At 48.4% G+C, this 26,994-nt stretch carries 22 protein-coding genes, 1 tRNA gene, 1 riboswitch and 1 other annotated feature; of the genes, 16 read left to right on the plus strand and 7 right to left on the minus strand.

Annotated elements, in window-relative coordinates; genetic code table 11:
• Positions 1-465 precede the first annotated feature (465 nt).
• The 5 genes from LACPH_RS04010 (at position 466) to LACPH_RS04030 (ending at position 6,311) form a co-directional block, all read left to right on the plus strand.
• Positions 466-2,976 carry a lectin-like domain-containing protein gene (locus LACPH_RS04010; RefSeq protein WP_306387264.1) on the plus strand — a complete coding sequence of 837 codons (2,511 nt, stop codon included), beginning with the start codon at positions 466-468 and terminating at the stop codon, positions 2,974-2,976.
• Between the two features lie 86 nt (positions 2,977-3,062).
• Positions 3,063-4,073, plus strand: a complete 1,011-nt coding sequence (locus tag LACPH_RS04015; RefSeq protein ID WP_274784585.1) for a WxLIP family cell surface protein — start codon at positions 3,063-3,065, stop codon at positions 4,071-4,073.
• Positions 4,070-5,116, plus strand: a complete 1,047-nt coding sequence (locus tag LACPH_RS04020) for a DUF916 domain-containing protein (RefSeq protein WP_306387265.1) — start codon at positions 4,070-4,072, stop codon at positions 5,114-5,116. The genes LACPH_RS04015 and LACPH_RS04020 overlap by 4 nt, the downstream gene beginning before the upstream one ends.
• Before the next feature lie 30 nt (positions 5,117-5,146).
• On the plus strand, positions 5,147-5,302 hold the full coding sequence (locus LACPH_RS04025; RefSeq protein ID WP_306387266.1) for a hypothetical protein: 156 nt from the start codon (positions 5,147-5,149) through the stop codon (positions 5,300-5,302).
• Between the two features lie 106 nt (positions 5,303-5,408).
• Complete coding sequence (locus LACPH_RS04030) at positions 5,409-6,311, plus strand: WxL domain-containing protein (protein WP_025012484.1); 903 nt, start codon at positions 5,409-5,411, stop codon at positions 6,309-6,311.
• A 283-nt stretch (positions 6,312-6,594) separates the two neighbouring features.
• Here LACPH_RS04030 and LACPH_RS04035 read toward each other — a convergent pair whose 3' ends face one another.
• On the minus strand, positions 6,595-7,242 hold the full coding sequence (locus LACPH_RS04035; protein ID WP_274784565.1) for a hypothetical protein: 648 nt from the start codon (positions 7,240-7,242) through the stop codon (positions 6,595-6,597).
• Positions 7,243-7,336: 94 nt separating this feature from the next.
• Positions 7,337-7,424, plus strand: a riboswitch (SMK box riboswitch).
• On the opposite strand from LACPH_RS04035, the gene metK reads away from it, so the two are divergent.
• Together metK and LACPH_RS04045 are read left to right on the plus strand one after the other, a co-directional pair.
• Positions 7,422-8,606: a methionine adenosyltransferase gene (metK, locus tag LACPH_RS04040; RefSeq protein ID WP_010489553.1), complete on the plus strand. Its 1,185-nt coding sequence runs from the start codon at positions 7,422-7,424 to the stop codon at positions 8,604-8,606. It overlaps the preceding riboswitch by 3 nt.
• A 296-nt stretch (positions 8,607-8,902) precedes the next feature.
• Positions 8,903-10,396 carry an MDR family MFS transporter gene (locus LACPH_RS04045; protein WP_274784566.1) on the plus strand — a complete coding sequence of 498 codons (1,494 nt, stop codon included), beginning with the start codon at positions 8,903-8,905 and terminating at the stop codon, positions 10,394-10,396.
• A 166-nt stretch (positions 10,397-10,562) separates the two neighbouring features.
• On the opposite strand, the gene LACPH_RS04050 is transcribed toward LACPH_RS04045, so the two are convergent.
• Positions 10,563-11,042, minus strand: a complete 480-nt coding sequence (locus LACPH_RS04050) for a MerR family transcriptional regulator (RefSeq protein ID WP_274784567.1) — start codon at positions 11,040-11,042, stop codon at positions 10,563-10,565.
• 120 nt (positions 11,043-11,162) lie between these two features.
• On the opposite strand from LACPH_RS04050, the gene LACPH_RS04055 reads away from it, so the two are divergent.
• Both LACPH_RS04055 and LACPH_RS04060 read left to right on the plus strand, forming a co-directional pair.
• Positions 11,163-12,641, plus strand: a complete 1,479-nt coding sequence (locus LACPH_RS04055; RefSeq protein ID WP_087911809.1) for an MDR family MFS transporter — start codon at positions 11,163-11,165, stop codon at positions 12,639-12,641.
• Positions 12,638-13,363, plus strand: coding sequence for a DUF4811 domain-containing protein (locus LACPH_RS04060; RefSeq protein ID WP_274784569.1), 726 nt, complete (start codon positions 12,638-12,640; stop codon positions 13,361-13,363). The genes LACPH_RS04055 and LACPH_RS04060 overlap by 4 nt, the downstream gene beginning before the upstream one ends.
• An 81-nt stretch (positions 13,364-13,444) precedes the next feature.
• Here LACPH_RS04060 and LACPH_RS04065 read toward each other — a convergent pair whose 3' ends face one another.
• Entirely contained in the window at positions 13,445-14,119 is a 675-nt protein-coding gene (locus LACPH_RS04065; RefSeq protein ID WP_274784570.1) for a phosphatase PAP2 family protein, read from the minus strand.
• 126 nt (positions 14,120-14,245) lie between these two features.
• Positions 14,246-14,439, plus strand: a binding site (T-box leader).
• Positions 14,440-14,776: 337 nt separating this feature from the next.
• Between LACPH_RS04065 and leuS the strand changes: the two genes are divergently transcribed.
• The 3 genes from leuS to LACPH_RS04080 all read left to right on the plus strand — a co-directional run bounded on the left by leuS (position 14,777) and on the right by LACPH_RS04080 (position 20,051).
• Positions 14,777-17,188, plus strand: coding sequence for a leucine--tRNA ligase (gene leuS / locus LACPH_RS04070; protein ID WP_274784571.1), 2,412 nt, complete (start codon positions 14,777-14,779; stop codon positions 17,186-17,188).
• A gap of 504 nt (positions 17,189-17,692) precedes the next feature.
• Positions 17,693-19,336 carry a putative polysaccharide biosynthesis protein gene (locus tag LACPH_RS04075; protein WP_025012494.1) on the plus strand — a complete coding sequence of 548 codons (1,644 nt, stop codon included), beginning with the start codon at positions 17,693-17,695 and terminating at the stop codon, positions 19,334-19,336.
• 4 nt (positions 19,337-19,340) lie between these two features.
• Positions 19,341-20,051, plus strand: coding sequence for a pseudouridine synthase (locus tag LACPH_RS04080; RefSeq protein ID WP_274784572.1), 711 nt, complete (start codon positions 19,341-19,343; stop codon positions 20,049-20,051).
• Positions 20,052-20,203: 152 nt separating this feature from the next.
• Here the strand turns inward: LACPH_RS04080 and LACPH_RS04085 are convergent, their stop codons facing one another.
• From LACPH_RS04085 to LACPH_RS04095, 3 genes are all read right to left on the minus strand, one after another.
• Entirely contained in the window at positions 20,204-21,028 is an 825-nt protein-coding gene (locus tag LACPH_RS04085) for an NAD(P)H-hydrate dehydratase (protein WP_274784573.1), read from the minus strand.
• Positions 21,025-21,525 (minus strand): NUDIX hydrolase, encoded by a 501-nt coding sequence (locus LACPH_RS04090; RefSeq protein ID WP_274784574.1) that lies wholly within the window; start codon positions 21,523-21,525, stop codon positions 21,025-21,027. Before LACPH_RS04090 ends, LACPH_RS04085 begins: the two co-directional genes overlap by 4 nt.
• Positions 21,526-21,671: 146 nt before the next feature.
• Positions 21,672-21,756: transfer RNA gene (locus LACPH_RS04095), tRNA-Leu, on the minus strand.
• A gap of 133 nt (positions 21,757-21,889) precedes the next feature.
• On the opposite strand from LACPH_RS04095, the gene LACPH_RS04100 reads away from it, so the two are divergent.
• Both LACPH_RS04100 and LACPH_RS04105 read left to right on the plus strand, forming a co-directional pair.
• Positions 21,890-22,363, plus strand: coding sequence for a glutathione peroxidase (locus LACPH_RS04100; protein ID WP_025012497.1), 474 nt, complete (start codon positions 21,890-21,892; stop codon positions 22,361-22,363).
• Positions 22,364-22,468: 105 nt separating this feature from the next.
• Positions 22,469-23,674, plus strand: a complete 1,206-nt coding sequence (locus LACPH_RS04105; RefSeq protein ID WP_306387680.1) for a MalY/PatB family protein — start codon at positions 22,469-22,471, stop codon at positions 23,672-23,674.
• A 120-nt stretch (positions 23,675-23,794) separates the two neighbouring features.
• On the opposite strand, the gene LACPH_RS04110 is transcribed toward LACPH_RS04105, so the two are convergent.
• Complete coding sequence (locus LACPH_RS04110) at positions 23,795-25,123, minus strand: metallophosphoesterase (protein ID WP_274784576.1); 1,329 nt, start codon at positions 25,121-25,123, stop codon at positions 23,795-23,797.
• Between the two features lie 223 nt (positions 25,124-25,346).
• Here LACPH_RS04110 and LACPH_RS04115 point away from each other — a divergent pair, with 223 nt between their 5' ends.
• Positions 25,347-25,613 (plus strand): ACT domain-containing protein, encoded by a 267-nt coding sequence (locus LACPH_RS04115; RefSeq protein WP_010489536.1) that lies wholly within the window; start codon positions 25,347-25,349, stop codon positions 25,611-25,613.
• A gap of 32 nt (positions 25,614-25,645) precedes the next feature.
• Entirely contained in the window at positions 25,646-26,989 is a 1,344-nt protein-coding gene (locus LACPH_RS04120; RefSeq protein ID WP_274784577.1) for a PFL family protein, read from the plus strand.
• Positions 26,990-26,994: the final 5 nt, after the last annotated feature.

The raw sequence follows: 26,994 nt of genomic DNA on the forward strand, positions 1-26,994 counted from the left end.
GATGACATCTGTTTGATTGATTGCATTCGCACAATGTATCGCTAACCTCCAGATAAAGGCGTCAAACGGATCAGTTTTATAAATTTGTTTATTTAGCAATCAACTACTCACAAGAAGCTTAACTGACAGCCGGTAATTATGAATAACCGAAATTTAGGCGAGTACGGTGACCGTTACTATTTGTCTAAAACTCAAAAAATGAACATAACGAATCAAAACCAATAAAAAAGCAATTTGGAGCTTGCAATATTCACATAAAAATTAAAAACACGGTATTTTCATAAAAGTTTATGGCCTTAATAGTTTATTTAGGAAACCAGAATATAAAAACGGGTATTATATTAACTTATAAGTTATGAAATATACATAATATTATGTTGTCGATGTTTAACTGTCTTGTTATAGTTATCGTACGGTAAGATTCGATAAAAGAAAACGCTTTTAGGAATTGTTGGAAAGTTGGGGGTGAAGTGGGTGAAACGTGTACTGACGATTGCTGGGATTTTCGTTGCGATGCTTTTTATGTTATTGTTTCCGATTCAAAAGGCCGTAGCGGCGGATGATGATATTCCACCTGATTCGGGTATTCCAGATTCTGCATTAAAGGCGCCGGATTACTTTTTCAAGAGCACGGCAAAGCCGGAATATAACCAGAACCGTTCGTCTTTTAGTACAACTTATCCGCAAGCATTGATTGTGACTGGGTCAGCGAATTATCAAAATTGGCAAATTGGTGGTATGTGGAGTAAACAGCGGATTGATCTTAACAGCGCCTTTACCTACGAGACTGCTCATTACTTTGGTTCGCGGCCTGGTTATGATGCAGACGGGATGACGTTTACTTTGCAAAATGATCCTGAAGGTATTGCCGCTTATGGTGCGCCGGGCGGGGGCTTAGGCGCGTATCCATGGTCTAGAAGTGGTCCGCCGAAGCAGGAGTTGATCAGCCACTATATTCAAAATGCATTGTCTATTGAGATGGATAGTTACTGGAGCGGCGATCCTAAACAGTTTGACGATCAATATGACATTAATTATCCCAATACCAAAATGACCGGTCATCTAGGGGTGGTTCGGCCGGGCGAAACCCCGTTGACCACCAAAGTATCTAAAGATATCGGGCATCTTCAATACATTCCTTTAACGGACGCAACCAAACTGTCGAATGGTAAGTTTCGCCCGTTTACAGTTAAATGGACCCCATCGGTAACTTACAAAGATGGGGTGCGAATTCTGGGTGGCGATCTTCAATACTATATGGATGGCAATCCGGCAGAAGGAAGCATTTTTAGAATTAACAACGTATTGGATTACTTCAAGTCAGACAAGGTGCTTTTTGGCTATACCGGTTCCAGCGGCACGCACCCGACTTTCCAAGCAGTAGCGTTGCTTAAGATGCCACAAAATGCCCAGCCAGTGACGGTTAATTTCGTGGACACGGCAGGCAATGCAATCCAAGATCCGCTCACGATTCCCGGCGATCCGGGGAATCAGTGGGATGCGGCTAAGCGGCGGCCGGAGTGGATTCACAAAGGCGATGACTGGTATCAGTACACAGGCAAATATACGGCGAATACGCCAGACCAAAAGGATGCCGGAACGTTTTCGCCAACTGTTCCGTATACCGTGACCTATCAGTATGAAGCACGGCGACCACCATTGAGTTATGTCTTGAAAAAGGCGGTTCGTAACGATACGGCTGGGGAAACGGATTTCAAAACATCAACTAACGCAAAAGACGGTGATCTGGTCACTTATGAGCTGACTTACACCAATTTGCTTGGCGGCACCACCGGTAGCATTAAAGACCAACTTGACGCCAACCACACTTACCAAAATGGCTCCTTACAGATGGCCAACGCTGACACAGGCGGCGCGTTTAAACCATACACTGCGGCTGAAGAAAATTTTAAAACCAATCATACGATTCCGTTCCCTTACACCATTAAAGACGGCGACAGTTTTAAGATTCGGTTTACTGCCAAAATTGCCCGCCAAGATACTGCTGAAACGATTCTTAATCAAGCGTCGGTTGGCGGTTCCGGGAGTGATCAAATCACCTCAAATCAGACCACGATTCATTTACCGGCCACAACCGGTAAAGTTACTTTCCGCTATGTGAATCGGGCTAGCGATATGGCTAAGCCGGAAGTGATCGCACCTGAAGTGACAGTCACGGGCAAAATCGGGCAGAAAGTTTCAGACGTTGATGCTAGCGCAATTCGGCCTAAAGCGATTAAGGACTGGACCGTCATTGATCAGGCCAGCAGCTCCGACCTTACCCAGGCAACGTTTGATCAAGCTGCAGTTGTCGATCCGGTTTTCAATAAGGAGGAAACTGTGATCACTTATCGGTATGAGAAACCGATGCTGAAATTGACGGTTGACCCGTCGTTGGATTTTGGTGATTTTGACACCAACAGTGTTGATCGGACCTATTACATTGGCGAGAATCAGGCAAAAACCAAACAGAAATTGCCGTTTGGGGTCACGATTGAAGATTATTACGGGGTTTCCCAATGGCAACTTAGTGTTCAGCAAAATGGACAATTCACTTCGGAGGTAAAACCTGACAGCCAAAATCCTGATTTGCACGTGTCGCATACATTAGATAATGCCACATTGCATTTTCTGAATCCGCGGCTGCAACACACGATGGTTTCCGGACCGGCCTGGGCGCAACAAGACAATTTGATTTATAAAGCACCTGATGACTTTGCTTTGGATCCAACAGCTACAAAATCCACTGTCTTGGCTGCAATTGATAAGCGAGGTCATTATCTCAAGGACGATGCTGAACAAGCCGAAGCAACCGGCACCCAGTATGACAATAGCGGAGCAAGCACGTGGCGATTGAATTTCGGGGATGCTGACAGTGCCCCAACAAGTGTCGGCCTGCATGTACCAGCAAGCACCAAGCGTTACCAGGCACACTACAAAACAACGTTGACCTGGAATCTGTCGATGTTGCCGTGAGGGTCAAGTTGGCCAACCTGCCGCATTTGGTTAAAGCGGCAAGCGAGGGGGAATGAGGTTTGAAATGGAAAAAGTCGTGGTGCGGCATGCTGCTTATTTTGGGGCTTGTGTTTTTTGGAACCGTACCACAACGCGTGTTAGCAGAAAACGAAAGTGAAAAGACTGATTTTGAAGTGCAACCGGTTTTGCCGGATGCCCAAACCAATACCCAGTTAAATTATTTTGACTTGGTTTATCCAAAAGATTCCACCCATACCATTCAAATGCGGGTTCAGAATTTTTCAGATAAAAATATTACGGTTGCCAGCGACTTGCGCAATGCCTATACGCAAGATGGTGGCGGGATTGAATTTACGCCTAAGACCAATGACTTGGATCCGAGCCTGAAACATCCATTCACAACAGTAGCAACGTTAGACCGCGGCAGTGCCACGATTAAACTGGCGCCTAAGCAGATGAAGGTTATCACTGCCACGATTACCATGCCTAAGACCAATTATGACGGGATGATTTACGGTGATTGGCATTTCATTGAGCGGGTGGATAAAGGCAAATCAGGCAGTACGGCGATCGGCTCGAACTATGCTTATTCAGTCGGTGTCGTCTTGCGCGGACAGAACTATGAAGTTTTCCCGGATGTTAAATACGACGAAACCAAACCGATCTTGTTTCAAAAGCATCCGGCGTTAGGGGTGACCCTGCGCAATGTTGAACCGATGGCGATCTCACAGGCAAAAGTCAACGTTAGTATCGGTGCCGATCAAGGCGAGGTTCGCACTTACCAGGCCAGCAACGTCATGATTGCGCCAAATTCAAAAATGGTTTTCCCTGTCTCTTGGAGTTACGACGAGATGAAGCCGGGGACTTATCACATTAAAGCAACGATAAAGGGCCTGAGTACTTACAATCGTTTTCCAGTGAATTGGACATTTAAGAAAACCATGAAGGTGACGACTTCGCAGGCCAAAACCGTTAATGAACGGGCAATAAAAAAGCCGGTTAATCACTGGCTCTATGCCACCATCGGCAGCGGCGTGCTGTTGCTAGCGAGTTCAGGGGCGCTGTTATGGGTGCTTAAACTGAGGCCAAAGTCATGAAAAGGCGATTACGCTGCCAGCAATTGGCATTCATTGCGATGTTACTTGCGTGTTTGTTATTTAGCGGTTATCAGATAAAAACAGCGGTTGCAGCTGTCAATAACCCTCAACAGACGCTTATGGTGGCGCCTGTTATTCCCAACGATAATCAGGTTAAAAAAGCGGCAGGATACTATGAGCTTCAATTGCCGAAAATCGAAGATCGAACGATTACCGTACAAGCCTATAACGCCAGTGCAAAAGCTTTAACTGTCGGGGTATCGATTCTCGACGCCCAAACCGGAACTAACGGGGTTGTGCAGTATGTCAAACCCAAACAAGTGAATCGGCAGTATTTAACCATTGCCGGCAGTGACCTAGTCAAAACGCCAGCGCAGATCACACTTGCACCTGGCGAGACAAAGGATGTACCGGTTGTCCTAAAAGCGAGTAAGGCCCGACCAAAAGGCACTTACCTGTCTGCAATTCATCTAATCGCATTGACACCTACCGACACGGCCAACGTTCGTCAGCGCATTGCGTACACCATCGGGCTGGTTTTGCATCAAGGACGTGATTCCCAAAGTCTAAAGGCGCTGCGCCTAAAGCAGACGAGTTTAGTCAAAAGGTCATCCGGATTTCAGTTGCGTTACCAGTTTCTGAATCCAGAGCGCCATTTTTTAAAAGATGCAACGGCATCCGTGCAACTGACCAATGCCTCCAGTCGCTTTTTCTCGCTTAAAATGCAGCAGCCGTTGTCACGGATCGCGCCTCAGACTCAGTTTGTGATGACGCACGATATTCAAGGGCAAAAACCTGTCTCCGGTCAATATCGATTGGTTGCGGAAATTAAACAGGGACGCCATTTAAAGACCATCACCCAGTATGTGCGCATTACCGGTGATGGCAAACTAATCGCCGGCTCACGCACCGCATTTCGCCTAGCGCAACAAAAATGGAATTTGCTGAAGGTTGCGATCGTCATCGTGGTGTTGGGCATCATCAGTTTTGTCTTTTTCCGCTGGCGTCAACACCGGAAAGCCAAAAAATCGGCTGAGATCTGATCGTAATATGCAACAAAGGAGGTGATGCAGGTGCAGGCATTGATCACGCGTTTTTCGTATCGTCGTGTCAAATGGTTCTTAATCTGCTTGACGATCGTCTTATTGATTGCTTTTGTGATTTGTCTGAGTTTAACGATTAAGACTTACAACGATTTCAATACGTGGAAAACAGTTAATCTATTTTAGCTGATTTAGCTGGGGGACACAGGTTTTGGATGATTTTATCTCATCATCACGCATTCACTAAGGCGTTCGCAACGATGATGGGATTGAATAACTAAGGAGGGTTTTCATGTTTAAAGTGACAAAAATGACCAGTGCACTTGCTACTGGGGCGTTGCTTCTTTCGGGACTGGCGATTGCAACACCGGCTGCGGTTCAAGCAGCAACGGTTGACGGTAACGCGAATGTTAACGGTGGCCAGGCGTTACCGCAGGAAGGTAAAACAACTGCAGGGATTTCCTTTGGGCAAACGGCACCATCTGGGAACACGGGTTATCTGCGACTACAGATGGTGCCAAAGATTCTTGACTTCGGGAATCACGAATCATTTGTTTCTGAATATCCGGTCTTCACTGCCGACGGGATCAACGCCGGAAATGCAACGAACAACCGGTATCCTAACTACAAGAGTGGCGACACAAACCTCACCGCGATTTTAAACACCGATGATAAGGCTCTGTCTGCCGTTAAAGGAAAAGTTTGGACCACCGTTGTTGACAAGCAAACCACGCGGACCGATGCAGAAAATAAGCTGGATGCAAGTGGTAAAACTGACAGCAAGGCCGGTTCCTGGACGCTTAATGTCAAAGCTGATTCTCCGTTGACACTGAAAAACGATAACGGTGGGGACACCGGTAAAACCATTGATGATGCAACTTTGACCTTCACCAACACGGCTTATGGCCAAACCGGCAGCGTCTATGCCTTGACCAACGAAGTGCAGGATGACGGCTTCACCCCTGTAGGCCCGCTGACACCGGTGGCTGACATTGCCAAGACCACAACGTTGAATCTGGGTACCAACGATACAAGTCATCAAGTTGCCTATGCCGCACCTGAACAAGGTGAAGGCGCGAACGTCTTTGCTTGGGACAAGAAAAATATCAAGCTGGTGCTACCTAAGACCGCGGTTGTTCAAAACGGTATCTATGAAGCAAGTCTGACATGGACGCTGGCATACGGCCTGAACTAATCAAAAGCTATGGGCTAATGCCAACAAGGATTTGCTGAATCAATATCAGTTGTTAATCTAAAAAATGCCTGCAACATTCAATTAAGTGAAGCGTCAGTCCGACAAAACGGAGCTGACGCTTTTTCTGCGATTGGGAGCGTACTATAGAAAAACGAGATGATGCCCAGTATTTTAACTGGGGAAAGCGTAAATTTTGGCTGAATTTCGACACAAAAGCCCGCAACAACCACCGTCGCGGGCTTGAATAAGTTGACATATTTAGAGATGGACAACCGAAGTGCTACTACCCATGCAACCGCGTTAAGTAAAGCAGTAACGCCAATACAAGAGGACTGAATTGATAGCTGTAAGCCGGTAACTTAAAGGATCGACGACTGCTGATGGCGAGCGCTACACCCAACATACCAGCAATCGCAATTAGGTTCATGCGCTGTTGGAAATAACCGATAGCTCCGACGACCAGTAGCAGGATTAAGTCAGCCCATTTTGGCAGGTGGTCGGCCCACAATCCAATGAGCGCAGGTAAATAAAGAAGCGCTAAATCCAATAACATCGTCCGATTGAAGAAGTGTAGGCAGGCATATATGATGATGACCTGCGCTAAAAGTGCTTGGCCGAAGATCACGGTATTCATCCATTGGGAGGGCATTTTCTGCGTTCGTAAAAGTAACGCGATCACGAGTTGCACCGCAATTAGCGGTAGTAACAGCCATTGGTTGATGGCACCGAGAATCCCCATGATGGCAGCTAACAGCAGCATCAGGTCGTAGCGTTTCACAAACCCCGTGCCGGCGAGACAGAGTGTCATAAGTAAAAGTGCGATCAGCTGGAAGTTCCAACTGATTTGCAATCCGGTGGCAATTAAGAACGGGTAAGCAAGTACCTGGCCAATAAAAGCTGCTGCATAGGCATTTTGATTGAACTTTTTCAATATGAATGTCCTTTCCGTAACAATTTCATTTTACAGAACCCTCGTGACATAGACAAAGATTTTCGGAAATTTTACAAAAATTATGTTATGCTACTAGAGTTGCAAAACATTCCCGATGGGGTTCGTTATCCGTTAGCGAACATGCCTTGTAACCGAAAATCATGAGGGGGAAACAAACGATGCAAGAACGCCATTTATTTACTTCTGAATCTGTTTCAGAAGGGCATCCGGATAAAATTGCTGACCAGATTAGCGATGCCATCCTGGATGCGATGCTAGAAAAAGATCCCGATTCCCGAGTCGCGTGTGAAACAACCGTGACGACTGGCTTAGTTTTGGTTGTTGGCGAGATTTCGACGAATGCCTATGTCGACATTCAATCCGTTGTCCGTGGCACAATCAAGAAAATCGGGTATACGAAAGAATCCGGTTTTGATCCTGACAGTGTCGGTGTTTTAGTGGCATTGGACGAGCAAAGCCCTGACATTGCCCAAGGCGTGGATGAAAGTCTTGAAGCGCGTGAATCGGATACCGATCCTTTAGACAAGATCGGTGCCGGTGATCAAGGGATGATGTTCGGATTTGCGATTGATGAAACCGATACTTATATGCCTTTGCCAATTTCGTTAGCCCATGCGTTAATGCGGCGGACCGATAAGTTGCGGCATAATGGTGAAATCAGTTATTTACGCCCGGACGCGAAGGCGCAAGTCACGGTCGAATATGATGACAACGAACAACCGATTCGCGTTGATTCGGTGGTCGTGTCCGTTCAACATGACCCTGACGTCACCCTTGAAGAAATTCGGCGTGATGTGGAAGCCAAAATTATTCGCAAAATCATTCCGGCTGACATGATGGATGATGATACGAAAATCTATGTCAATCCGACTGGCCGGTTTGTCTTAGGTGGTCCCCAGGCCGACTCCGGTTTGACTGGGCGCAAGATTATTGTCGATACCTATGGCGGCTTTGCCCGACATGGTGGCGGCGCCTTTTCCGGTAAAGATGCGACTAAGGTTGATCGCTCCGCCAGTTATGCCGCCCGCTATATTGCTAAGAACATTGTAGCAGCTGGTTTAGCCAAGCGCGTTGAAGTCCAACTTGCTTACGCGATCGGCGTTGCCAAACCGGTTTCCGTGTCAGTCAATACCTTTGGCACCAATGCTATTTCCGAACAACTGATTGAACAGGCGATCCGTGAGAACTTTGACTTACGGCCCGCCGGAATTATTAAAATGTTAGACCTCAAGCGGCCGATTTACGAACAAACGGCAGCTTATGGTCATTTTGGACGTACAGATGTTGATCTTCCTTGGGAACACCTCGACAAGGTGCAAGCACTTCTCAAGTACCGAGATTAGCGAGAAAAGAGGCGGCCACAGCCGGGAAAAACCGGTTGGGTCGTCTTTTTGTGTGTGAGCGTGAGCCGGCGCGTTTAGAAGCTGGAGTGTAAGTGGCCTTGGTCGTGATGGCCCGGGTTTAGGCCATCGCGACCAAGGTCCTTACACTCCAGCTTCTGCGCCGGCGAACGCGTTATGGCGAGCGAAAGTAAGGGGGTGATTCTTTAACCTACAGGCTTCCCGCTAGCAAACGCTCCCCACACTTCACCGCTGCTGCTCGACCATCAACATCGCATCACCACTTTAGAGAGGTAGTTATGAAGCAAAGAAAAACAAATGTTGCACTTGTCACCACCGCCATCTTTATTGGCACTTTTATGACCGCCATTGAAGGCACGATCGTCTCGACCGCAATGCCAACGATTATCGGCAGCCTGCATGGTGTGCATCTCATGAACTGGGTCTTTTCGATTTTCCTGTTGACCAACGCCATGGCGACGCCGATTTATGGCAAATTAAGTGACAAAATCGGCCGTAAACCGGTCTTCTTAATTGGTCTGACTATTTTTGTCATTGGCTCGTTATTATCCGGCTTATCGCAGTCAATGATCATGTTGATCATCTTCCGGGCGATCCAGGGCATTGGTGCCGGGGCCATTATGCCGGTGACCTTCACGATCATTGCGGACATTTATCCATTTGAAAAGCGGGCCAAAATGCTGGGCTTTAACGGGTCGATGTGGGGGATTGCCTCGGTGATTGCCCCGTTGCTTGGCGGGTTTATTGTTGACCAATTGAGTTGGCATTGGATTTTCTTCATCAATGTGCCACTGGGCTTGCTGACGTTCGGCATTGTTTGGTTCTTTTTGCAAGAAGATCGACGGCAGGTGCGTCAGCCGCTGGATGTTCGCGGAACTGCCTGGTTACTAATTGCGTTGCTGGCGTTGATGTACGGATTTCAAGCCCTTGCAGAACCAAACGCACTTTGGCAAATTGCTGGCATGGCCATTGTGGCAGCTTTTGGATTTTGGCGGTTCTGGCAAGCGGAAAAGCATGCGATTGATCCAATCATTGATCTTAAGTTATTCGAGAACCAGACGTTTGTCGTTCACAATTTGATTGCAGCGCTGATTTCAGGATTCGTGATTGGTTTTGAAGTCTATATGCCGATGTGGATTCAGGGTATTCTCGGGATGGACGCCTCGCTCGGTGGATTTGCCGTTACCCCAAGTTCGTTAATGTGGGTCGTCGGTTCCTTTGTTGCCGGCAAGCTGCTCGGTCGCTTCCAGCCTAAGCCGATTCTGACCGGTGCCATGATTTGGTTACTTGGCGGTAGTCTTGTCTTGGCGCTTGTACCGCAGTCAACGCCTTATTTTGTCTTCTTGCTGGTGGCCGGCAGTTTAGGCTTGGGTTTTGGTTTGGTGATTACGATTACGACCGTGACTGCCCAGGCCATTGTTGCGCCTGATCAGGTCGGGGTGGCAACAAGCTTCAATACGTTGTCGCGGACGTTGGGGCAAACGCTGATGGTCTCGATTTATGGCATTGTTCTCAACTTGCGGCTGACACAAGGCGTTGCTGCTGATGGCCGCTTAAATAGCAACATGCTTAATGAACTCATCAATCCGCACACGGCTCGGAATTTACCAGCGGCTGTTTTGCCGACACTTCGTCAGATTCTCTACGAAGGATTGCACAACATCTATTTCTTTTCCATTGTGATCGTTGCGCTGGCGCTGATAGCGAACCACTTCGAAGCAAAAAAGGTTCTGTCAAAAGAAGCAACTCAGGAAACTGACGAGGAAGCTTGAATCCTTGGTAAAAGGATCTGAGTTTGCGAGACGGTAAAGGCCGGCCAATGCGCTTTATGACTGGACAGAAAAACGATCCTCGAGAGCAAGCAAATTTTGCGTTGCTATCGAGGATCGTTTTTGCCTGAAAGTGGTTACTAGTGCCAGTTCTGCCACCGCGGACTTATCAAGTTGGCTTACTCGTATTATCTTTATTTTTGGAAAGCGGGTCGTGATGCGGTGGCTGGATGGCTTTCTTATAAAGCTTGGCAGTGTTTTCCTGAACCACGGCAACGACATCAAAACCAGGGTCATTTTCCAGCGGACCGAAATTTAAAAAAGTTTTCTGGTCGTCATACTGAATGCCTTGCAAACGGGTGCTCATGAGGACGTGCAGCATATCGGCTTTTTGGTGTGACTTTTCGATTTCTTCACTGGCCTTGGCTAATGTGTAGCCTTCATCCAGCATGGTTTTGATCATAACGATCAGCGCAATATTAGACAGCGAATAACGCTTGTTACCGTTTGCTTCGTGTCGCAGTGAGTGGATCAGGTGCTTTTTTTCCCAGTAGCGGATTTGAGTCGGGGTGGCCCCGGTAACCCGGCTGGTTTCGCCGATACCTAGCGAAATATCGAGTGAGCGTAATCGTTCATTGAAGAGTCCCATGGCCTAGTCTGCCTCCTTTGCCTTGACATCTAATCAGTTTAATTGTAATATTTTATCTTGTCAATATTACATTATGTAATATAGAAAGCACGAAACATTATAAAGAAATCAGGCGAAGTTATGGACGTTAAAGATATCAACGGGAAGCAGGTTAACGTCCCTATGATGGTCATCACGCTCATTGTCGGGACGTTTATTACAGTACTGAACCAGACGATCCTTTCCACTGCGTTTCCGACGTTGATGAAAGCCTTCGATATTTCGACCGCAACGGTGCAGTGGTTGTCGACTGGCTTTATGTTGGTCAATGGGATTATGATCCCGGTTTCGGCATACTTGAGCGCGAAGGTGCCTTCCAAATGGTTATATATGAGTGCCATGGGAACTTTCTTTGTTGGCACACTGGTCGCTTTTGTTGCCAATAGTTTTGCGATTTTATTGGCCGGCCGGTTGATTCAGGCTGTCGGTGTTGGGATCACGATGCCATTATTACAAAATATTATGATGTCGATTTTTCCGCCAAACCGACGTGGCGCCGCCATGGGGATGGCCGGCATCGCGATCGGGGTTGCGCCAGCGATTGGACCGACCCTTTCCGGATATATCATTGATAATTTCGGCTGGCGGGTCTTGTTCGGGATGATTCTCCCGATTGCCGGTTTGGTCATCATCGCGGCGTTGTTCTTCTTCAAAAACGTTTTGCCGCTGTCGAATCCCAAATTGGACGTGCCGTCACTGATTGAATCGTCCATTGGCTTTGGTGCCTTGCTATACGGATTCTCCGAAGTCGGGAACGATGGCTGGGGTGATCCGATGGTGCTTGGTTCAATTGCCGTGGGGCTGATTTTCATCGTGATTTTTGGCTATCGGCAGCTGCATTTAAAAGAGCCCTTTGTCGAGCTGCGGGTGTTTAAGAGTAAAATCTTTGCGCTGTCAACTGTTTTGGGGACGATTGCCAACATGGCGATGGTCGGTGTTGAAATGATTCTTCCACTATATTTACAGATTATTCACGGTAAAAGTGCGCTAGAATCTGGCTTGACACTGCTGCCGGGGGCACTTTTGATTGCGGTCATGAGCCCTGTTACTGGCCAAGTGTTCGACCGTATCGGTGCCAAACGGTTGGCGCAATTGGGGCTTTTTCTCCTCACGATTGCGACACTGCCATATTTCTTCTTGACGACAAACACCCCGTCAATCTTCATTACAGTGATTTATGCGGTACGGATGTTTGGGATTTCAATGGTCATGATGCCATTGACGACCAATGGGATGAATGCGTTGACGCCTGACATGATTCGCCATGGCACGGCGGTGAACAACACGGTACGACAGGTTGCGACTTCGATGACGACGGCGGTTTTGATCTCAGTCCTGTCAAACGTCACCAATCTCACTAAACCGGCAGCCAGCCTGGTAAAAAGTAATCCGCTGCAGTATAAGCAAGACTTTTTCAATGCTACACTCAACGGTTATCACGCGGCCTTTTTACTGGCAGTCGGGTTTAGTCTTGTCGGCTGGATTCTGACATTCTTCCTGAATAGTCACGCCATGTCGCAAGAAGTGACGATTAAAGATGAAAAGAAGGTGAAGGCATGATTCTTTGGTTTTTAGGGTTGATGGTCGTTGGCCTTTATCTTAGTTTCATCATGATGCACCGTTCGCTTAAACGCACCGCATTGATCATTGTGTTTGGTATCGGCGTCGTGGGCAGTTTGTTGCTCATCACGCTGAATGATAATGCCCATTTTGGGATGGTTAAGCGGACAACGACCGACGAGCAGACCATTTATACCGCATCGCCTAATGCGCAAATGCCGATGCTTTTGAAGCAAACCGTGGGAACTGCCGGCAAACACGCCGTTTATATTTACAAAACGGATCCTAAGAAAAAGGCCGTGCATACCAAAGCCGACCTAGCCGTGCATAATAAAGTTTCCAGAACGTCTGATACGACCGCTTCATTAACGAGTAAGACGACACAGTGGGAATATCAAAATGGCTTTTATGGTGCACTATTCAATCATGAAGGTGCCGACCAGTTCGTCTCTCAGCATAACCAGCTCGCCATTCCCAAAAGCTGGTTCGTTTTGACCACGACGCAGGCCAAGCAGCTGAGCACCAAGTTAAAAGCGTTGCAGCACCCAACTGCGCAGCAAAAAGCCGCCTTGGCGACAAAGGTGAAAGCCAAAGCAGCAGAATTGGTCAAAGCCGATCCGAAGTTGGCGACGGATCAGACCACGCTAATGAAGCAGGCTCAAAAAGCCGTGCAACAAGAGCTGATCCAGCAAGCCGTGCAGGATGTGCAGGCACATAAATAGTTAATGACAATGTATGTGGTGCAGTGACGCACGCACAATAGTCAACTCAAGGCATTAAAAAAGCAGATGGCGAGTTTTCTCTCAGCGATCTGCTTTTTGCTTACGTTGATGCTGGCGAGATAAGTAGGGATTGAAAAACCACCAACTCAGCATTAACAAGGCGAATCCCAACGAAAAGCCGGCAAAGACATCGGTCGGATAGTGGACACGGACAAAGATGCGTGAATAGCCGGTCAAGCCGATCATCAAGACTGCCAGGATCGTGATCAGCCATTTGCCAGTCGGATGTTTGAGCAATGTCCATGCCAAAAGAATAATCGTGCCATAAAACATCATGGTGCCACTGGAATGCCCGCTGGGGAAACTGAATCCGCTGGCTTTGACTAAGGCGCGAATTTGCGGATCGGCGATGAACGGCCGCGGCCGTTGGATCAGATATTTGATGCTGACATTGAGCACCCCCATGATGGCGCCAACGCTGGCTGCAAACACGGCTGCACTCCGATAACGGCAAAGTAAAAGCCCTGCCGCCAAGACCATGGTTAAAACAATTAAAATGCTGGGGTTTCCTAATTCGGTAATGACGAGAAGCAGCGGTTTAAGCGTTGCTGCGTGAAAGTGGGTCACAAAGGCGATAACGCGCTGATCGACCGTATGAATCCAGTTTGCGTTGTTAACAATGCCGACTAGTAAGGTAATGAAAATGATTAATGCAGATCCTGATAGATAAAGTGGTAGTGAACGACGTTGTGCCAAAACAAACCTCCCAAAATAAGCACAATCGACTGTAACGAATGCGCTAAGAAAATGCCTAATATAAATAGAATAGCATAATGACCATTGAACACATCTAAGGTTTTTGCTATGATTGATGCAATAATCAAACGAACAAAGGAGTAGTAAGTCGATGCGGGGATCAGAGAGCAGGCGGTGGTGCGAGCCTGACGATGCTAAGACTGAACTGGCCTTTGAAGTTGCTGCGGTGAAGCCAGTAATCGCAGCCGGTCGGACCGTTATCTCCTTTGAGCGCTGTGCAAACAGAACTTAGGTGGTACCGCGGCTGAGCCGTCCTAATGAAAATAGGGCGGTTTTTTGTTTGAAAGATTAGTGAACTAGTTCACGTTATAGCGCGCCGGTTCACGCTCACATTAACGCGTTCACCGGCGCAGGGTCTGCGTGTAAGGACCTTGGTCGCAATGGCCTAAGTTCGGGCCATCACGCCCAAGGCCGCTTACACTCCGACCCCTAAACGCGCCGGTTCACGCTCACATTAACGCGTTCACCGGCGCAGGAGCTTGCGTATAAGGACCTTGGTCGCAATGGCCTAAACCCGGGCCATCACGCCCAAGGCCACTTATACTTCAGCTCCTAAGCGCGCCGGTTCACGCTCACAAAAAATTGGGAGGTAAAAAAATGGCATACGATCATCATGAGATCGATAAGAAGTGGCAACGTTATTGGGCAGAGCATAACGAGTTTAATACCACGACTGATCCGAAAAAACCGAATTTTTATGCATTGGACATGTTTCCATATCCGTCAGGCCAAGGCCTGCATGTTGGGCATCCGGAAGGGTATACGGCAACCGATATTGTTGCGCGAATGAAACGGATGCAGGGGTTCAACGTGTTGCATCCAATGGGCTGGGACGCATTCGGTTTGCCGGCTGAGCAATATGCCTTGAATACCGGACACAATCCGCGTACCTTCACCAAGCAAAACATTGAAACGTTCAAGCGTCAAATTAATAGTCTTGGCTTTTCATACGACTGGAATCGCGAAATTAATACGACGGATCCAAATTATTATAAGTGGACGCAATGGATTTTTGAACAACTGTATAAACATGGGTTGGCCTATGAAGCCGAAGTGCCGGTTAACTGGAGTCCGGACTTAGGAACCGTTGTGGCCAATGAGGAAGTTATCGATGGCAAAACCGAACGCGGCGGATTTCCAGTCATTCGCAAACCAATGCGGCAGTGGATGCTGAAGATTACGGCGTATGCGGATAAGCTGCTTGCTGATCTCGATGACCTAGACTGGCCGGAATCGATCAAACAGATGCAACGCAACTGGATCGGCAAATCTACCGGTGCGCAGATTACCTTTGCAGTCACCGACAGTCAGGAAAAATTCGACGTGTTCACAACGCGTCCGGACACCCTTTTTGGCGCTACCTATGTGGTGATGGCACCTGAACACGAATTGGTTGAAAAAATTACAACACCGGAGCAGCAGGCAGTTGTCGATGCCTATGTTGAAGAAGCCGCACGTAAATCCGATCTGGATCGGACCGCGCTGGATAAAGAGAAAACCGGTGTCTGGACCGGCGCTTATGCTACGAATCCGGTTAATGGCGAGAAACTGCCAATTTGGATCTCGGATTATGTCCTGGCGACGTATGGTACTGGGGCAATCATGGCGGTACCGGCGCATGATGATCGTGACTATGCCTTCGCCAAAAAGTTTGGGATCGAAATCAAGCCGGTTATCGAAGGTGGCAATATTGATGAGGCAGCCTACACTGGCGATGGGGTCCACATCAATTCCGAATTTTTGGATGGCTTAAACGAACAGGATGCCATTGATCGAATGATTAGCTGGTTGGAAGACAAGGGTATTGGTCACGCCAAAGTTAATTATAAGTTGCGCGATTGGGTCTTTTCCCGTCAGCGGTATTGGGGCGAGCCGATTCCGGTGATTCATTGGGAAGACGGCGAAACCACACTGGTACCGGAAGATGAACTGCCACTGGTATTGCCTGAAGAAGTCGATATCAAGCCAAGCGGGACTGGTGAAAGTCCATTGGCCAATTTGACAGATTGGGTCAATGTTGTCGACAAAAACGGGCGCAAAGGCAAGCGGGAAACCAACACGATGCCGCAATGGGCTGGTTCTTCATGGTATTTCCTGCGCTTTGTCGATCCGCACAATAAAGAAGCACTTGCCGATTACGACAAGCTCAAGCAGTGGATGCCGGTTGATCTTTATATTGGCGGCGCTGAACACGCCGTCCTGCATCTTTTGTACGCGCGCTTCTGGAACCTGTTCCTTTATGATATTGGCGCGATTCCGAATAAAGAGCCATTCCAGCGCCTGTATAACCAAGGCATGATTCTGGGCGACAATCATGAAAAAATGAGTAAATCCAAAGGCAATGTCGTCAACCCTGACGATGTGGTCGACGAATATGGTGCCGACACGCTGCGCCTCTATGAGATGTTCATGGGCCCGCTGGATGCAGGCATCGCGTGGTCCACAAAGGGCTTGGCCGGTGCGCGCAAGTTCCTGGATCGTGTCTGGAGTGCCTTTATCGATGACGAAGGCAAACTGCGTGATCGCATCACAACCATCAATGACGGCCGTTTGGACAAGGTTTACAACGAAACCGTTAAAAAGGTAACCGAAGACTACGAAGCCTTGCATTTTAACACCGCGATTTCTCAAATGATGGTCTTCATCAATTCGGCACGTAAAGACGATGATTTGCCGCTTGAATATGTCGAAGGTTTTGTCAAAATGCTCGCGCCGATTGCCCCGCACTTGATGGAAGAAATCTGGTCGCGGCTCGGTCACGATCACAGCCTGACATACGCGCCATGGCCGACTTACGATGAAAGCAAGCTCAAGACCGATACGTACGACATGATGGTCCAAGTCAACGGCAAGCTCCGCGGCTCCATTACTGCCAATGTCGACGAATCCGACGACGATATCAAGCAAGCTGCACTGGCCAATGAAAACGTTCAGAAGTTCACGGCCGGTAAGGATATTAAAAAGATCATCGTGGTTCCAAGAAAAATCATCAACATCGTGGCCAAGTAATGAGATGATATTGCGAGTTATTGAAGATCCGTGACGTCAAGATCTTACGACAACCATTCAACGTTAGGTTCCAGCGAAACAAAATCGGTGCCAAAGACTGAGAGGGTCGATGGTACTGATTTTTTTGAGCGCGAGTCAGCGCGGTTAGAAGCCGGAGTGTAAGTGGCCTTGGGCGTGATGGCCCGGGCTTAGGCCATTACGTCCAAGGCCCTTACACGCAAGGCTTCTGCGCTGGCGAGCGTGTTATGGCGAGCATCAACCAGCCCCCTAACAACTATAAACACAAGTTAACCCCCCAAGCAAAGCCCGTCATTCCAGACTATCCCATACTATTACGCCAAGTCGGTCTTTAAACCTCCTTTGGCGTGGTATCATATTAATAATTGCCTTATCCAGAATTATCAAAGTTTTCTTTTGATTCACCAAAGAAATCCGGGAAAGATTGCAAGTGAGGCGTGGATTGCCTAAAATATAAAGGATTACGCAACACGACAGGAGCTTATCATGGAAAATTTGCTGGGCAGCGGCAATCAGCCGCCACGTTCAGACAAGGAAAAAATGATCCGCGGTTCGGCGTGGATGACTGCCGGCAGTGTTTTTTCACGGATTTTAGGAGCCATCTATGTCATTCCGTGGCGTATTTGGCTCGGTGCAGCTTTTCTAACGGCAAATGCCTTATTTACCAAGGGCTATCAGATTTATAGTCTGTTTTTGATTATTTCAACCGCGGGTGTTCCAGGGGCGGTTTCCAAGCAAGTTGCCCGGTACAACGCGATGGGCGAGTATAAAACGGGCATGCGGCTCTTTTATCATGGAACAATCGCCATGCTGCTTATGGGTGTTTTGTCTTGCGGTGCGATGTGGCTTTTGGCACCGTTATTAGCGGCAGGGGATGCGCGGATGATCCCGGTTTTCCGGTCGTTGGCGTGGCCGTTGTTGCTAATCCCATCATTGAGTCTGATTCGCGGCTTTTTCCAAGGGTACAATGAAATGGCACCAAGCGCGATCAGCCAGTTTGTTGAACAGGTCGCCCGAATTTTGTACATGCTGGTGATGACGTATGCGATTATGGTTGCCGGCAATCATCATTACTTAGATGCGGTGGTTCATTCAACATTTGCGGCGTTTATTGGCGCAGTTTTTGGACTCGGTCTATTGGTTGTGTATTTCGTTCAGCAAAAGCCGCGCTTAGATGCGTTAGAGGCGCAAAGTAAACAGGCTCTGAACATCAGCGTCAACGAGATTTTGTTGGATGTGGTGCGTCAGGCAATTCCATTCATCATCATGGATTCGACGATTAACATTTACTACATCATCGATCAATATACGTTTAACCCGATGATGAAGGCTTTTTATCGCGTAAGTGAGGATCAGCTGGATCGGTTCTATGCCTTATTTGCCGGTAATGCGAATAAGTTGATTATGATTATTGTTAGCTTGGCGGTTGCCATGGCCATTACCGTTGTGCCCTTGCTGGCCGGTGCCAAAACGCGTGGTGATGTTGCGGGGTTGGCGCGGCAAATCACGAACACCTTACAGCTGTTCTTTATTGTGATGATTCCTTCAGCCTTTGGGATGGTGGCGGTTGCGCGTCCCTTATATGTTTTGTTTTATCGTGATATGGATTGGTTGGGCATCAGGCTATTACAGTGGTCATCAATTTTAGCAATTTTACTGGGCCTATTTACGGTGTTAGCTGCGATTCTTCAGGGCCTATTCAACAATCGTCTGGCAATTCAGGAAATGTTAGTGGGGATGGCGGTCAAAGTCATCGCGCAGTGGCCGATGATTTTCTTTTTCGATGTCTATGGGCCGATTATCGCAACGATGCTTGGCATGACGGTATCAAGCCTGTTGATGCTGTATTCGACGAATCGGATGTACAATATTCACGTGCGTCAAACGATTCGTCGCGGTATCGGTATTCTGGCGTTTTCATTGATCATGTGCGCCGTTTGCTACCTGATCGTGAACCTTTCCGGCATGATCATCAACCCGCAAAGTCAGTTTGGCGCTGCTTTGGTTTTGTTGGTAGCGGTTGGTGTCGGGGTACTGATTTATGGTTATTTAATTTTAAAAACGCGCTTGGCAGATATGATTATTGGCGAACGAGTCAGTCGGTTACGCGAAATTTTACACATTCGGTGATGTTATGCGATTAGATAAGTATTTAAGTCATTTGCAATTTGGCAGTCGAAAAGAAGTCAAGGCGCTCATTCGTGATAAACGCGTTCGGGTTGCCGGGGAACTCGTAACGGATCCGGGCTACAATATTTTACCGGGCGTTGCAGTGGAAGTGAACGATGCTCAAGCCGATGGGCCACTTGAAGTCGATTATTTGATGAATAAGCCGGCAGGGGTCATTACAGCAACCGAGGATCCGGTACAACCGACTGTTCTTGATTTGATTCGGCCGCATGATTACCGGCCTGGTTTATACCCGGTTGGCCGGTTGGATAAAGACACGACGGGACTATTATTACTGACCACCGACGGCAATTTAGGGCATCGACTCTTGGCGCCGAATCATCACGTTGCCAAAACCTATACGGCTACACTGGCAAAAGCGCTCACTGATGACATGAAGCGCCAGCTAGAACAAGGCATTGTTTTAGAGGATTTTACGACAGCCCCGGCAGAAGTAACGGTGGTGCCGGCAACTGATAATAAAGTGATCCAAATGACGATCACAGAAGGTAAGTATCATCAAATCAAGCGGATGCTGCTGGCGGTCGATAATGAGGTGCTGGCTTTGACCCGCATCGCGATGGGACCGCTGCGTTTACCGGAAAATATGGCAGCTGGCGACTATCGCGCGTTGACGGATGAAGAACGGGCACAGTTGGCACAGATATCCCAATAGCGGCTAGATTGTTTTGGTGCGTTCTGCGTACCAAATAGGCTTGCGTTAATAAAAAGCGGCGGCAAGAGTGGAAAAATCTGCTCTTGCCGCCGCTTTTAATCTGACTTGCCCACTTATATGAAGGAAATGCTCTGAACTGGTTGGCAACCTTTTTAAGATTCAGACAATTGTTTCAGATAGGCAGGCAGCTCCCGAATCACCATCGTGGGTAATGCCACGTAGCTATTCATAGCGACAATATCAGCGACGTGTGAGTGGACGAATACGGCTGCCAACACCGCTTGCTTCAGTGGCTGAAATTGACCCGCAAACGCAGCAATGATGCCGGTTAGCGTGTCGCCAGAGCCGCCTGTGGCCATTGCCGGACCACCGGCCATATTTTCGTAAACGTCATCGCCAACAAAAACATGCGTCTGGGAACTTTTGGCCACAACGATGCCAGGAATGCGTCTGGCTGCCTGTTGACTGGCGGTGACAGTTTGGTCGGGGAGTGCGAGGCCAGACAATCGCTGCCATTCAACCTGGTGAGGCGTCCAAATGAGCTGCGCGTTCGGGTAGTCGAGATGATGCGCAGCCACAAGGGTAATGGCAGAACCATCAATGATTAGAACCTGCGTCTGTTCAACTGCCGCAAAGACTCGCTTTAAAATCGCCAAGGCAGCGTTATCGGTTCCCAATCCCGGACCGACGACAATTACCGTGGCTTGACGAATAGCCGTTTCTAGGGCAGATGAGGCAGCATTGAGAATCATGGCTTCAGGCAAGCGGGCGTGCAAGGCGCTGCGGTTGACCGGATCGGTCGCTACACTGACTAATCCGGCGCCGGCATAAACCGCCGCACTGGCACTCATGATTGCGGCACCCCCGAATTGAGCGTTGCCACCGACAATAAGGATTTTGCCAAAACTACCTTTGTAAGTATTGCGTTGCCGCGGCCGCACGATTGCCTGCGCTAACTGTTCCGTTAATTGCTTCATGAATCAGAGCCCTCCTTCAAGACAGTCCATTCACTAAATGTTTTAGTGGTTAAATCCGCCTGACCGGTTTGTAAAAAGCTTTTTGCAAACATGACCAGTGGCGAAGCATTATCCCAAGTTAATTTTTCCAGTGGGACGGCCTGTGCGCCAAGTGAATCCTGACCGATGAATTGCGGTACGGTTTTAGCTAATTGACCACCGGTGATCGTGAGTGTGTAGAAAACACAGATATGTTGATTAATGGTCCAGTGCTCATACTGCCAAGGATAAACAAAACTGGTAGCGCCCAACTGACGATCAATTGTGGTGGTGAGCCCCGTTTCTTCGTTGAACTCCCGCAGGACATCATGCTCGAGCGGCTCGGGTCCGTCTAAGCTGCCGCCGGGAAGGTCAAAGCGGTGGATGTAAGGGCCGCCATTTTTACGAATGACGATCAAGCGTTGATCAATGGTTGCAATCCCGTAGCAGCCAAATGCGCGGTGCGTCTTATGTGTCATTGGTTCGCCTCCATCTTTTAAGGTTAGCACGGGGGTTGTGCAGGGGCAATGCGGTGTTAAAATAAAAAAAGCCCTCCCAATCATCTTGGGAAGACCAATTGTATGTTGCCCGGACATTGAATACTCAAGAAAGTGAGTATTTATAATGCCGCGAACAGGAATCGAACCTGCACGGGAATAAATCCCACAGCGACCTGAACACTGCGCGTCTGCCAGTTCCGCCATCGCGGCAACAACATAAATGATTATAGCGGAAGCGCGTAGGCCACGCAAGCAAAAGTTTTAAGAATTTTTTCGGTACCGTTTGTTTCGCCAAAAGTGTTAGTATAAGGCATCAACTTTGATTAAGAAAGGCGGACCAACTATGTCAATTTATGATTTCGATGCAACTTTGGAAGATGGCGCAGCGTACTCATTAAGCAAATATAAGGGGCAACCGTTGCTGATCGTGAATACGGCGACTAAATGCGGGTTTGCGCCACAATTTGACGGTTTGGAAAAACTGTATAAAAAATACAAAGATCAAGGATTAGTCATCTTGGGTTTCCCTTCTGATCAATTCAAACAGGAGTTGGCGGACGGTCATGCAGCGGCGGAGGCGTGCCGAATGAAGTATGGGGTTAGTTTCCCGATGCATCAGCTTATCAAAGTTAACGGTGCGCACACGGCCCCACTTTTCAAATATCTTAAAACCGAAGCGCCTGGTGAATTGGGGAAGTCGATCAAATGGAACTTCACGAAGTTTCTTGTGGATCGCGATGGCCGAGTTGTAAAACGTTTTGCACCGAAAACAACGCCTGAAGCGATTGAGCCGGCGTTGAAACAGGTTCTTGCTTAAGTGCATTAGCTGTAAGACGATAGCAAGAATTCGGTCTGACCGTGGTGGACACACCCTGACAGGATGCGTACAATGACAACAAAAGCAAGAAAGCAGGGATCGTTGATGGAAGAATTGCCAGCTGACGTTGCAGCCTTTGTTGATGCGCACTTGGTTGATCGGCGAAATAGTAACGCCGTCAAGTGGGATGGATTAAAAGAAGAATTTGGCCGGGATGATTTGTTGCCAATGTGGATTGCCGATACAGAGTTCAAGGCGCCGCAAGCGGTCCTCGATGCGCTCACCGCCCGCGTGCAGGAAGGGACGTTTGGCTACTCTATCCGCCCACAATCGTATTATGATGCGTTCATTAATTGGCAAAAAGAGCGACATGGCGTGATAGTCGAACCGGAATGGATGCGGTTTGGCGTCGGCGTGGTGAAGTCGTTATATGCCATGGTCAACTGGCTGACCGACCCCGGCGATCCAGTTTTAATCATGCAGCCGGTTTATTATCCATTCATGAATGCGATCAAAGACCTCGGACGCCGCGTGGTTTCGGTTGATCTGCAATTAACTGCCGATGGCTGGCGAATGGATTTCGATCAACTGGAAAAGACGCTGGCAACAACCCACATTAAAGCGATGATTCTGTGTTCGCCGCATAATCCGGTCGGCCGGATTTGGACCCGGGACGAATTAACTCGGCTGTTTGCGATTACCAGTCAGCATGATATCACGGTGGTTTCCGATGAAATCCATGGCGACCTTGAAGTCAGCGGCCCTAAATTTACGTCAGCCTTGCAGGTGGCGGAAGGCAAAGCCCGCCAAAATCTCGTGGTGTTGAATGCCCCTTCGAAAACGTTCAATCTTGCTGCGTTGCTGAATTCCCATATCATCATTCCGGATGAAGAACTGCGCGCCAAGTATGCCGATTTTATCAAGCAGCTGCATCCGGTTGATACCAGCTTGATGGGGCAGGTCGCAGGCGAGGCTGCTTATCGGCATGGCGCTGCGTGGCTGGATCAGGTCCTTCAGGTGGTTCGGTTTAACTACCGGCAATTGTTGGATGGCTTAGCGCAGGCGGCCCCCAAAGCGACCGTTGCCGATCTTCAAGGGACTTATTTAGCCTATGTTGATATTGGCGCATACGTGGCACCTGACCACATCAAAGCCTTTGTTGAGGGCATCTGTGGTTTGGCAGTTGACTACGGTGCATGGTTCTCGCCCAAAACGGCGACGTATGTTCGCTTGAACTTAGCTACTGATCCGAAACTTGTTACCAAAGCGATCACTCGATTAACGGAGCATTTAAGCCAGCCGCAGTTGTGATCCTAGTCTCAAGAAGCCATTCGTTCATCAATACTGATAAAAGCAGGCCTTAGAGTAACGCTTTTGGCGTTGACGCTAAGGCCTGCTTTTTAGAAAATAAAACATTGCCGATGAACAGTATTAGGGATGCTTGATGACAAGATGTTGATCATTCAGATTGTGGTCCTGCACAATGGTTTTAAGATAGCGACGCAACATCGGCGAGCGTTCGAGGACAGCCCAGCCCGGGTCGGCATGGAGGCGATTGAGTTCAGCTTTGCTTGGGTGATCATCACCTGTGAAAAAGCGCCAGTTAAGGATCCCCATCAGTCTGGCCGCCGCATCTAAATCGTGTTCATTGGTCACACCGTTGTCCATCAAATCACCATATGCCAAACCTTCACCATCTTGAAGGAAGAGACGTTTTAAGTATCGTTGATAATGCAATAAATCAGGATTTTTTCGTTGCGCAGACGTCAGGTAAGGCGTTAGATCCGTAGCTTTTTTCTGATAAGTAATTTTATTCGGACTGAAACTAACAATGCCATAACTTGCCGGACTGATTGAAAAAGCCCCGCTGACGACTTCAATCGTTGGGCACTGACCAGTCGGATCACGACTGATGTCCTGGGCGTGGATATGACCGGAAAACAGCAGCGGAACATGATATTTGGTCAGTAACTTCTTTAACGCATCACTATTGTCTAAAACATAGCCCTCATTCACAGCCTCATTGTGGTTATAAAGGTTGTGGTGCATGAAAACGATTGACTTGCGATGGGCATGAGCGCCAATGGCAAGCTGCTGACGGACCCAACTCAATGTTTGCGGCGAGAGTTTGCCACCTGTGTTAGGCGGGCGATTGGATGGCTCTATCGTGTAAATATTGCTGTCGAGAAGCAGTAGCTGGTATTGATGGTTCAGATTCACACGATAGCTCAGGCTGTTCGGATCCTGAGCCGCCGCCTGTACGTAACTAGCATGAAAAATCTGTCGCCAGTCGCTGGGACTGATTTGCTCTGTCATCAGTTGCTGCTTGCCTTTGTAAGCACGTGCCCAGCCGTCGTAAATGTCATGGTTACCCGGAATGATCAAAACCTTGGTGCCATTGTCGACAAGCGGTTGCAGGCGCCGCATCAAGCTTTCCGCGCTGGCTTTTTCGCCATTAAATGTCACATCACCGGTGATGATCAAAGCTGTTGGCCGCGCCTTAAGCGCACTTTGTACCAAGGCATGAATGGCTACCGGTTGATAATCCATGTCCTTACCGGCAGCGGATTTCTTGATTTCAGTGTAAGCGGTGCGCTCATCGTGCAGGCCAGGCGCGATGAAGTGGGTATCGCTCAGCACCCAAATGTTGGCGCGAGTATCATTGGTTAAAGGCGCGTTGTGATCGGGATGCACCTGACTTAACACGAATGCGAACAGCACCATGCCAAGCAGTGCCGCAAAATATTTAACGACTTTCATTTTCTGCCTCCACGATTTAGTTTATCACGGCACACGATTTAGTTTATCACGGCATTTGTTCAGTGCTGCCTTGAATCTTAAGATAGTTTGATTGAAAAAATAATTTGTCGATGCCAAGGCCTAAGTACTTGAAGATCTCCCAAAGTTGCGAAGCAGATTATGGTAAAATGAGACATCGTTTTAAGCACCAATCAAAATGAAGCTTTTAGAGAGAGGACAAATCATGCAAGTCATCGTAACCGTTATTGGAACTGATAAAGTCGGGATCATTGCCCAAGTGACAACGGCATTGGCCGACTTGAACGTCAATATTTTGGATGTATCGCAAACCATCATGCGAGGGGCTTTTACCATGATGCTGCTTGCCAAGATCCCGGATGATGCCAGCTTCAAGTCCGTTAAGCAGCATCTGACGGCTTTAGGCGACAAGATCGGTGTGGAGATTAAAGTTTCCCGCCAAGAAATTTTTGATGCCATGCATCGGCTTTAATCACCATCAATCAGCTCAATGAGGGAGTAGTCATGGAAACGCAACAGATTAAAGAAACAATTGAAATGATCAGCGAGGAAAACCTGGATATCCGCACCATCACGATGGGAATTTCCTTGCTGGATTGTGTGACCGGCGATTTACAGACAACGGCCGATCACGTTTATGTCAAAATCATGCGCAAAGCCGCCAACCTTGTTCCGGTTGCGGAGGCCATTAGCGATGAGTACGGCATTCCGATTGTCAATAAACGTATCAGTGTGACACCGGTCAGTCTATTGGCAGGTGCTGACCCAACGTTGGATTTTCGTCCGGTTGCCAAGGCAATGGATCGGGCAGCGAAAGACCTGGGCGTTGACTTAATCGGCGGCTATTCGGCTTTGGTTCAAAATGGCAGCACGGATGCGGAAATTGCCTTGATGAAAAGTTTGCCTGAAGTATTGGCAACGACCGAGCGGGTTTGTGCCTCGGTTAATATTGGCAGCACTCGCAGTGGCTTGAACATGGATGCCGTGAAGCTAATGGGTACGGTGGTCAAGCAGGTCGCCGCTCGTAAGCCACAGAATGCGATGAAACTGGTGATCTTCTGCAATGCCGTTGAAGATAATCCGTTTATGGCCGGTGCCTTCTGGGGTGTTTCTGAGGGTGACGTGGCGATTAATACTGGTGTTTCCGGTCCCGGAGTCGTGCAACGGGCGTTGGCCGCCGAACCGGACGCCAGCTTTGAAGGCGTCTGTGAAACCATTAAACAGACCGCGTTTAAAGTGTCACGAATGGGACAATTTGTGGGTAAGGTGGCAGCTGAACGGTTGAATGTACCGTTTAATATTGTTGATCTAAGTCTCGCGCCAACCCCAGCCAAAGGCGATTCGGTGGCTCAGATTTTAGAGACGATGGGCCTCAGCCATGTTGGCACACCGGGAACAACGGCGGCGCTTGCTTTGCTTAATGATGCCGTGAAAAAAGGCGGCATTATGGCAGCAGAACGGGTCGGCGGTTTGTCAGGCGCCTTTATTCCGGTATCCGAGGACGCAAACATGATTACGGCCGCAGCTAACGGCCAGATCAGTTTGGAAAAGTTAGAAGCAATGACGGCTGTTTGCTCGGTCGGACTGGATATGGTGGCAGTTCCGGGTGATACACCGGATACCACGATTAGCGGCATGATTGCCGATGAGGCAGCGATTGGCATGATCAATAATAAAACCACGGCCGTTCGCGTGATTCCCGTGCCAGGCAAACACGTGGGTGAGCAGGTAGAATTCGGCGGACTTTTTGGTACCGCTCCGATCATGGCAGTCAATGACGGCGATGCCACTCAGTTCATCAACCGCGGCGGGCGGATCCCGGCGCCAATTCACAGTTTTAAAAATTAATTTGG

Source organism: Lacticaseibacillus parahuelsenbergensis (assembly GCF_030770265.1).
GTDB lineage: Bacteria > Bacillota > Bacilli > Lactobacillales > Lactobacillaceae > Lacticaseibacillus > Lacticaseibacillus casei.